This window comes from Actinomadura sp. 6K520 (genome assembly GCF_004349245.1).
Taxonomy (GTDB): Bacteria; Actinomycetota; Actinomycetes; order Streptosporangiales; family Streptosporangiaceae; genus Spirillospora.
In genome coordinates this window covers 1-8,493 of sequence record NZ_SMLC01000244.1, presented here as the reverse complement: position 1 = coordinate 8,493, position 8,493 = coordinate 1, and the positions used below count along the sequence as shown (strand labels likewise).

Below are 8,493 nucleotides of genomic sequence, written 5' to 3'. Positions count from 1 at the left end.
ATCCGGAGCCGGGCGGCACGAAGGGGGCGTTGGCGGTCGGCATACCATCGATCGTCGCACGCCACGGGCGGTGGCCGGGTTCCGCCCATACCGCTGCTTCACCGGGCCGTATCGGTACGATGCGTTCGCCGGTCGGGGAGGCGGGTGTCCGGCGGACGCCGATGGCGAAGCGGAGGCAGGCAGTGTCGCAACCGGGCTGGTATCCAGACCCCTACGGCACGGGCAGCCTGCGCTGGTGGGACGGGCAGAGCTGGACCGAGCGCCTCAACCCCGAGCCGGCCCGCCCGCCGCGGGTACGGCTCCCCCGCCCGGAGCGGCCGGTCCACGAGGAGCACGCCCCGGTGACGGCCTACGCCGCCCCGCACGCCCAGCGGGCCAGCTGGGGCTCCCGGCCCGCCGTCCAGCCGCTCGGCGTGCGGGTCCACGGCCTCCACCTGCACGCCGACGACCAGATGGTGGCCTACGGGGACGCCTCGCTGGCCTGGCCGCGGGTGGAGTGGGTGGCGTACTGGGCGGCGCAGCGACCGGCCGGATCCGGCCAGGGGCCGGGCACCCAGTGGATCTTCCAGGCGGGCCGGTACCCGTTTCGCTCCGGCCCCCGCGTCGAGGTCGTCATCGAGCCCGACGCGCTGTCCCCCGCCGCGATGGCCCCCGGCCCGGGGCAGGGTGAGCCGGAGCAGGTGTGGGGGCGGCTGATCCAGCTCTGCCAGGAGTACGCCGAGCCGCGGCTCGTGGCCGAGCTGGCGGGACGGGTCCGGGCCGGCGAGTCGATCGACGTGGCGCAGGGGCTGACGTTCCACCCGGGCGGCGTCCGCGGCAACCGGGTGTCGCTGAGCTGGTCGGCCATCGCGGGCGCGACCGTGGACAGCGGCCGGGTGTGGATCCAGCAGTCCAGCAGTTCCTCGCCCATCCTCTACGTGCCGCAGCAGAACCCGAACGCGGTCCTGATCCCGGCCCTGCTGGCCCGGCTGCGGGGATGAGGCGGTGAGCGGGCGGGTCAGCGCAGGGACCAGGCGAGCCCGTCCAGGATGTCGCGCTCGCTGACGACGACCGCGCCGAACCCGTACTCCCGCATGATCCGGTCCAGGATCAGCGCGCCCGCGCCGATCACGTCGACGCGTCCCGGGTGCATGACGCCGATCTCGGCGCGTTCGGCGCGGGTGGCGTGCAGCAGCCGCCGCGTCACCTCGTGGACCTGGGTGGCGGTGATCCGCGACAGGTGGATGCGGGTCGAGTCGTACTCCGGGAGGTCGAGCGCGATCCCGGCGACCGTGGTGACCGACCCGGCGAGGCCGACGAGCGTGCGCGCCTCGTCCACCGGCACGGTCTCGCGGACGGAGGCGAGGGCCGCGTCGATGTCGGCGGCGGCACCGGAGATCTGCAGCGGCGTCGGCGGGTCGTCCCGCAGGTGCCGCTCGGTCATCCGGACGCAGCCGATGTCGGTCGAGCGCGCGGCGTCGGCCGACGTGGTGCCGAGGACGAACTCGGTGGACCCGCCGCCGATGTCGACCACCAGGTAGGGGCGGGCGGGGCGCAGCGCGGCCAGTTCCCGGGTGGCGCCGGCGAACGACAGCTCGGCCTCCTCCTCCCCGCTGATCACCTCGGGGACGACGCCGAAGATGTCGACGACGCCGCTGACGAAGTCGGCCCGGTTCTCCGCGTCGCGGGTCGCGCTGGTCGCCACGACCCGCGTCTTGACCGGGCCGTGCCCGGCCCGCGCGCCGTGCAGCTCGATCAGGTCGGCGTACCCGCGCATCGCGGCGAAGGTCCGCTCCAGCGCGGCGGGCGACAGCCGCCCGGTCTCGTCGACGCCCTCGCCGAGCCGGACGATCTCCATCCGGCGCTCGACGTCGGTGAGCGTGCCGCCGCCCTCGCCGGGGATGATGTCGGCGATCAGGAGGCGGACGGAGTTGGTGCCGCAGTCGACGGCCGCGACGCGCGTCACCGGGCCTCCCCCTCGTCGCCGGTGGTGCCGGTGTCATCGATATCGGCGGTGTCTCCGGCGCCGGTGTCCGGCCGGACGCAGGGGCCGGACCGCCACCACTCCGGGAGCGCCTCCAGCCCCTCCCGCCCGAACGGGTTGACGCCCGGAACCGCCAGCTCGTGGGCGATGAGGGCGTGCAGGCACTTGACGCGCCCGGGCATGCCGCCGGCGCTCTGCACGCCCTCCGGCAGCGGCTCGATGCCGTCCTCGCGGGCGGCCTCGCCGCGGCGGCGCAGGTAGTCCTCGTGGGCCGCGGTGTAGGCGGCCCTCAGCTTCGGGTCGCCGGCGAGCCGGTCCTGCATCTCCCGCATGACACCGCTTCCCTCCAGGGTCCCGATGGCCGAAGCCGCCTTCGGGCAGGTCAGGTAGAACAGCGTGGGAAAGGGCGTCCCGTCCGGGAGCCTCGGTGCCGTCTCGATCACGGCGGGCAGCCCGCACGGGCAGCGGCTCGCCACCGCGCGCACGCCGCGCGGCTCCCGCCCGAGCTGGGCCGCGACCGCCGCCCTGTCAGCGTCCGCCACCGCGGCCCGGTCACCTGCTTCCTTCATCTGCGTCCCCACCCGCGGACGGGTCAGCGTGGCCTGTCGGCCGCCTCCACCGACCGCCACAGCGTCTCGTACCACGGCGGCCTGCTCGTCGGGCCGCCCTTGTGCGCCTGCCGGCCGCCGTCCCCGCCACCGTCCAGCACGATGTAGCACTTTACGGCAGGACGGCAGTAATGGAGTCTTCGCGTCGCCTCACGCTCAATGTACGACTTGTCGCCAAGTTGCTGCTTGCGTTGGGCGAGAATCTCCACCTGCCGGCGGGCCACCGCCTCCTGCTGCCGGAGCTCGGCGATCTCCTGCCGCTGGGCGATGTACTCCCGGACGGGATAGGCCAGGCTCAGCGCGATCGCGCAGACCACCACGGCGAGGATGGCGGCACGGCTGGTCAGCGCCGGATTGCCGCGGCGCGTGCCGTCCGCCCGGCCGTCCGCGCCGTCCTCGCCGTCCGCGCCGTCCGCGGGGCCGTCCTGGGGGCCCTCGGCGCGGCGGTCGTCGCCCCGCGCCATCAGCCCTGCGCGTCGAAGCGCGGGAACGCGGCGGCGCCGGCGTAGCGGGCGGCGTCGTCCAGCAGCTCCTCGATGCGCAGCAGCTGGTTGTACTTGGCGACCCGGTCGCTGCGCGCGGGGGCGCCGGTCTTGATCTGGCCACAGTTGGTCGCGACGGCCAGGTCGGCGATCGTGGTGTCCTCGGTCTCGCCGGACCGGTGGCTCATCATGCAGCGGTAGCCGCTGGTCTGCGCGAGCGAGACCGCGTCGAGCGTCTCGCTGAGCGTGCCGATCTGGTTGACCTTGACCAGCAGCGCGTTGGCGGCGCGGGACCTGATGCCGCGGCCGAGGCGCTCGGGGTTGGTGACGAACAGGTCGTCGCCGACGATCTGGACGCGGTCGCCGACCGCGGCGGTGAGGCCCTCCCAGCCGGTCCAGTCCTCCTCGTCGAGCGGGTCCTCGATGGAGACCAGGGGGTACTCGCTGATCAGCTCGCCGTAGTAGGCGGCCATGTCGTCCGCGGTCCGCTCGGTGCCCTCGAAGGTGTACCGGCCGTCGGCGTGGAACTCGGTGGCGGCGACGTCCAGGGCGAGCGCGATGTCGCGTCCGGGGGTGAAGCCCGCCTTGCGGATCGCCTCCATGATGAGGTCGAGCGCGTCTCGGTTGCTCGGCAGCTCGGGGGCGAAGCCGCCCTCGTCGCCCAGCCCGGTGTTCAGGCCCTTGGACTTCAGCACCGACTTCAGCGCGTGGTAGGTCTCGGCGCCCCAGCGCAGCGCCTCGGCGAACGTCGCGGCGCCGATCGGCGCGACCATGAACTCCTGGATGTCGACGTTGGTGTCGGCGTGCGCGCCGCCGTTTAGGATGTTCATCATCGGGACGGGCAGCAGGTGCGCGTTCGGGCCGCCCACGTAGCGGAACAGCGGGAGGCCGGCGGAGTCGGCGGCGGCCTTGGCGACGGCCAGGCTGACACCGAGGATCGCGTTGGCGCCGAGGGCCGACTTGGCGGGCGTGCCGTCGAGGTCGATGAGCAGCTGGTCGATCAGCCGCTGGTCGGAGGCGGGGTAGCCGACGAGCTTCTCGTCGATGGTCTCGTTGACGCTCTTGACCGCGTCCCGGACGCCCTTGCCGCCGTAGCGCTCCCCGCCGTCGCGCAGCTCGACGGCCTCGAACTGGCCGGTGGAGGCTCCGCTCGGCACGGCGGCGTGCGCCTCCGTCCCATCGGCGAGCAGGACCTCGACCTCGACGGTCGGATTGCCGCGGGAGTCGAGGATCTCCCGGGCGAGTACGGCCTCGATCGACGACACGGGGAACCCCCTGGTGGTGCGAGTGGTCTGTTTTCAGCGGTCTCGTGCGAGCACCGAGCCTATCCGCGCGGCCCGCGCGCCGCTCACCGGGCCACGCCCGTTGCCCGGATTCGCCGCGAAGTTCGCGTCGTTCCGGCCGGTGGTCACTTGACGTGCACAATCCCCATATTGTCTACTAACCCAGTATCCAAACCTGATTAGTAGGAAATTCTCTCCTCCTGCACCTCCCGAGGTGAAACCCGTGCGAAAACTCGTCCTGCTCGCCCTGGTCGGCCTGGGCGCCCAGCTCGTCGACGGCAGTCTGGGCATGGCCTACGGCGTCACCTCGACGACGCTGCTGCTCGCCATCGGCACGAACCCGGCCGCCGCGTCCGCCACCGTCCACCTGGCCGAGATCGGGACCACGCTGGCGTCGGGCGCCTCCCACTGGAAGTTCGGCAACGTCGACTGGCGCGTCGTCGCCAAGATCGGCATCCCCGGCAGCGTCGGCGCGTTCGCCGGCGCCACGTTCCTGTCCGGGCTCTCCACCGAGGCCGCCGGGCCGGTGATGGCGATCATCCTGCTCACGCTCGGCACCTACATCCTCGTCCGCTTCACCCTCCGGGGTATCCGCACCGACCGGCTCGGCAGGCCGCTGCGCAAGCGGTTCCTCGGCCCGCTCGGCCTCGTCGCCGGCTTCGTCGACTCCACCGGCGGCGGCGGCTGGGGACCCGTCGGCACCCCGGCCATCCTGGCGAGCGGCCGGCTGGAGCCCCGCAAGACCATCGGCTCCATCGACACCAGCGAGTTCCTCATCGCCGTGTCCGCCAGCATCGGCTTCCTCGTCGGCATCGGCTCGGCGGGCATCCACTTCGGCTGGGTGGCCGCGCTGCTGATCGGCGGGCTGATCGCGGCCCCGGTCGCCGCGTGGCTCGTCCGGCACATCCCGCCGCGCGTCCTCGGCAGCGCGGTCGGCGGGGTCATCATCCTCACCAACACCCGCACGCTGCTGCGCAGCGACTGGATCGACGCCTCGGACGGCGTCCGGTGGATCTGCTACGCCGCCAGCTACGCCATCTGGGCGGCGGCGCTGACCCACTCGATCCGGCGGCACCTGGCGGAGCGCGTCACCGAGCCCGCGGCGGACGAGGGCGACGGCACCGCCGAGGCGGGGAAGGCGGCCGCTCCCACCGCCACCTGATCGTCCATGCCCGGCGGGCGCCGGGCATGGACGATCCTTTACCCGCCGCCCACGGTCGTGTTTGCCCCGTTCAGGCAAGAAACCACGGGAACCTGCAAATGCGTCCCCGGGAGGTCGTCATAGGTGTCCGGCCCAGGACGGCGGGCCTGAGCCGCTGGATCTGGCGGGCGGTGCTGCGTCACCCGGAGATTCGCATCCGGGTGACGCTGACGTCCGGGCTCGTCGCCCTGATCCTGTCGACGGCGCTGTGCGCCGTCCTGCTCACCATGGTCAGGCAGGAGGCGACCAACGAGACCCTGCAGCGGCTGGCGCGCGAGGGACGCAGGACGGCGACGGCGATCAACGCCGGCGCCCTGCAGCAGCGGATCACCGCGCCCGAAGGCGCTCTCCAGCAGGTGGTGGGCCTGAACGGCGACGTGCTCGCCGCCACCCCGGCGATGCAGGGCCGCCCGGCGGTGCGGTTCCCCCCGCCGCCGTCGACCGACGACCGCGCCGACGGCCGCAGCTGCGACATCGACGCGCCCGGCGGGGACTGCTTCCTCGTCGTCGAGTTCCGCGTGGGCGTCGGCCGGGACGCGGTGTTCCTCTACTCGATGACGCCGGCGCCGGGGCTGTTCCCGCGGCCGCTGGCGGCGGCGCTGCTCATCCTCGGCGTCCCGGTCATCACCGGCCTGGTCGCCTTCGCTACGTGGGCGGCGGCGAGCCGCGCGCTGCGGCCGGTCGACGAGATCCGCCGGGAACTGGACGAGATCACCGCCACCGACCTGGAGCGCCGGGTGCCGCTGCCGTCCCGCCGCGACGAGGTGGGGCTGCTCGCCGAGAGCATCAACGCGACCCTCGACCGGCTGGAGCAGGCGGTCGCGCGGCAGCGCGGGTTCGTCACCGACGTCTCCCACGAGCTGCGCAGCCCGCTCGCCGCGCTGCGAATGGAGCTGGAACTGGCGTTGGCGGCGCCCGACGACACCGCCCCGCAGGAAACGATGCAGGCCATCCTCGACAACACCGACCGGCTGACCGCGGTGGTGGACGACCTGCTCGCACTCGGCCGCCTGGAGGCCGACCGGAACTTCCAGCGCGAAACGGTGGACCTCACCGAGCTGACGGACCAGGAGGTGCTGACCCGTCCCCGCCGTACCCAGGTGACGGTCCTGTCGGAGGGGTCGGTGACGGTGCAGGGCGGGCGCAACGAGCTGTCGCGGCTGCTGCGGAACCTCCTCGACAACGCCGACCGGCACGCCGAGCGCGAGGTGACGGTGGTCCTGCGGCCGGAACCGCCCGCCACCGCGGTCGTCGAGGTGATCGACGACGGCCAGGGCGTCCTGCCCGAGGACCGCGAGCGGGTCTTCGAGCGTTTCACCCGGCTGTCTCAGGACCGGCACCGCGACGCCGGCGGGACCGGTCTCGGGCTGGCGATATCGCGCGACATCGCCGAGGCGCACCGCGGCACGCTGGTGCTCACCGACCGCTCCGACGGCATGCCCGGTGCCCGCTTCGTCCTGCGGCTGCCCCGGTGACCCATACCCGGCCCGCCCGGGGCGCGGGCTCAGGACATCCCGAGCCGGCCGCGGAGACGTTCGCGCTCGGATTCCAGCAGCTCGATCTGGCCCTCCAGTTCCTGGCGGGCGGCCAGGTACTGGCCGGAGTCCACGAAGTCCGCCGGGTCGCCGGACGGCGCGGGAAGCTCGGAGCGGAGCCGGTCGAGGGTCTCGTCGATCTCGCGGAGCCGGTCCCGCGCGTCGTCGTCACCGACCTGGTTCATGCTCTGGTTCATATGTCCTCCTTGCGGTGGCATGCCCGCGATTTTGCGGTCCTCACCCGCGCGGTGGCTCAGATGCGGATCACGGTCTTGCCGCGTGCGCCGCCGGCCCGGTTGTCGGCCAGCGCCGCCGGTGCGTCCGCCAGCGGGACCTCGCGCTCGACGGACACCCGCAGCGCGCCCGCGCCGATGAGGTCGGACAGCCGTTCCAGCATCTCGGCCGACGGCTCGGCCTCCAGGTTGATCCCGCGCAGGCCCCTGGCCTCCATCGCGTCCGGGTTCACCGACCACGTGGTGCTGACGTACACCCCGCCGGGCCGGAGCAACTGCGCGATGCCCTCGGTGGCGCCGGTGTCGCTGACCACGTCGAGGACGGCGTCGATCCCGTCCGCGTGGACGCCGAGGACCTGCCGGTTGAGGTCGTCCTCGGTGTGGTCGACGGTCTCGTCCGCGCCGAGGCGCCGCACCGTCCCGGCCATGTCGTCCCGGGCGGTCGCGATGACCTTGGCGCCCTCACGCGCGGCGAGCTGGACCAGGCCCTGCCCGACGCCGCCGGTCGCCCCCACGACGAGGACGGTCTGCCCCGCGTCGATCCCGGCGGCCTCCACCATGGCGAGCGCGGTCATGCTCGCGGTCGGCACCGCCGCGGCCTGCGTGTAGAGCATGCCCTCCGGCATCCTGGCGACCGGCCCGTCGTCGCGGGCGACGGCGTACTCGGCGAAGGAGCCGAGCCCCCGGTCCACCCCGTCGAAGCATCCGTAGACCTGCTCACCGTGGCGGAGCCGGGTGACGCCCTCGCCGACGTCGTCGACCACCCCGGCGCCGTCCCGGCCGAGGATCAGCGGGAACGGCGCGTCGGCGGAGTCCTTGAACATCCCGTCGGCGATCTTCCAGTCGATCGGATTGAGCCCGGCCGCGATCATCTTCACGAGGATCTCGCCCGGTCCCGGCTCCGGGCGCGGCAGGTTCATCAGCGCCGGCGTGGCACCGTATTCGGACACGGCGATGGCTTGCATGGCGTTTCGTCCCCCGATACTTCAACAACACCCCGCCGTTGATCTACCCGGGCTGCGGACGATCACACAGGTCAGCGGTGCTACGCGGGGGCCTGACCGGCCGGATCTCCTGGCAGGCCGTCTCTTATACACATCGGACGCTGCCGACGATCTTTCGCGTGTAGATTTCGGTGGTGGCCGTGTCGTGAAAAAAAAAAAAAAAAAAGAGAAGGCAGAACTATCA

At 72.9% G+C, this 8,493-nt stretch carries 9 protein-coding genes; 3 read left to right on the top strand and 6 right to left on the bottom strand.

The window, feature by feature from the left end; all coding sequences use genetic code 11:
* Positions 1-182 precede the first annotated feature (182 nt).
* Positions 183-980 carry a DUF2510 domain-containing protein gene (locus E1289_RS34485; RefSeq protein WP_131987858.1) on the top strand — a complete coding sequence of 266 codons (798 nt, stop codon included), beginning with the start codon at positions 183-185 and terminating at the stop codon, positions 978-980.
* A 17-nt stretch (positions 981-997) separates the two neighbouring features.
* Here E1289_RS34485 and E1289_RS34480 read toward each other — a convergent pair whose 3' ends face one another.
* Genes E1289_RS34480 through eno form a run of 4 tightly spaced genes read right to left on the bottom strand, consistent with a single transcriptional unit; the run spans position 998 to position 4,318 of the window.
* Complete coding sequence (locus E1289_RS34480) at positions 998-1,945, bottom strand: Ppx/GppA phosphatase family protein (RefSeq protein ID WP_131987856.1); 948 nt, start codon at positions 1,943-1,945, stop codon at positions 998-1,000.
* Complete coding sequence (locus E1289_RS34475) at positions 1,942-2,532, bottom strand: DUF501 domain-containing protein (protein ID WP_131987854.1); 591 nt, start codon at positions 2,530-2,532, stop codon at positions 1,942-1,944. Before E1289_RS34475 ends, E1289_RS34480 begins: the two co-directional genes overlap by 4 nt.
* 23 nt (positions 2,533-2,555) lie before the next feature.
* Positions 2,556-3,035, bottom strand: coding sequence for a septum formation initiator family protein (locus E1289_RS34470; protein WP_131987852.1), 480 nt, complete (start codon positions 3,033-3,035; stop codon positions 2,556-2,558).
* A complete protein-coding gene (gene eno / locus E1289_RS34465; protein WP_131987850.1) occupies positions 3,035-4,318 on the bottom strand; it encodes a phosphopyruvate hydratase in 1,284 nt (427 codons plus the stop codon). The genes E1289_RS34470 and eno overlap by 1 nt, the downstream gene beginning before the upstream one ends.
* A 241-nt stretch (positions 4,319-4,559) precedes the next feature.
* On the opposite strand from eno, the gene E1289_RS34460 reads away from it, so the two are divergent.
* Entirely contained in the window at positions 4,560-5,498 is a 939-nt protein-coding gene (locus E1289_RS34460) for a sulfite exporter TauE/SafE family protein (protein WP_131987848.1), read from the top strand.
* Between the two features lie 98 nt (positions 5,499-5,596).
* On the top strand, positions 5,597-7,012 hold the full coding sequence (locus E1289_RS34455; RefSeq protein WP_131987846.1) for a HAMP domain-containing sensor histidine kinase: 1,416 nt from the start codon (positions 5,597-5,599) through the stop codon (positions 7,010-7,012).
* Positions 7,013-7,041: 29 nt separating this feature from the next.
* Here the strand turns inward: E1289_RS34455 and E1289_RS34450 are convergent, their stop codons facing one another.
* Both E1289_RS34450 and E1289_RS34445 read right to left on the bottom strand, forming a co-directional pair.
* The gene (locus E1289_RS34450) at positions 7,042-7,269 is read right to left on the bottom strand and encodes a hypothetical protein (RefSeq protein WP_131987844.1); all 228 of its coding nucleotides are present in this window, start codon (positions 7,267-7,269) and stop codon (positions 7,042-7,044) included.
* A 56-nt stretch (positions 7,270-7,325) separates the two neighbouring features.
* Entirely contained in the window at positions 7,326-8,270 is a 945-nt protein-coding gene (locus E1289_RS34445) for an NADP-dependent oxidoreductase (protein WP_131987842.1), read from the bottom strand.
* Between the last annotated feature and the right edge of the window lie 223 nt (positions 8,271-8,493).

Excerpts from the sequence above, each read along its gene's own strand:
- E1289_RS34475 (WP_131987854.1), bottom strand. The coding sequence starts at position 2,532 with ATGAAGGAAGCAGGTGACCGGGCCGCGGTGGCGGACGCTGACAGGGCG.
- E1289_RS34470 (WP_131987852.1), bottom strand. The coding sequence starts at position 3,035 with ATGGCGCGGGGCGACGACCGCCGCGCCGAGGGCCCCCAGGACGGCCCC.
- E1289_RS34455 (WP_131987846.1), top strand. The coding sequence starts at position 5,597 with ATGCGTCCCCGGGAGGTCGTCATAGGTGTCCGGCCCAGGACGGCGGGC.
- E1289_RS34450 (WP_131987844.1), bottom strand. The coding sequence starts at position 7,269 with ATGAACCAGAGCATGAACCAGGTCGGTGACGACGACGCGCGGGACCGG.
- E1289_RS34445 (WP_131987842.1), bottom strand. The coding sequence starts at position 8,270 with ATGCAAGCCATCGCCGTGTCCGAATACGGTGCCACGCCGGCGCTGATG.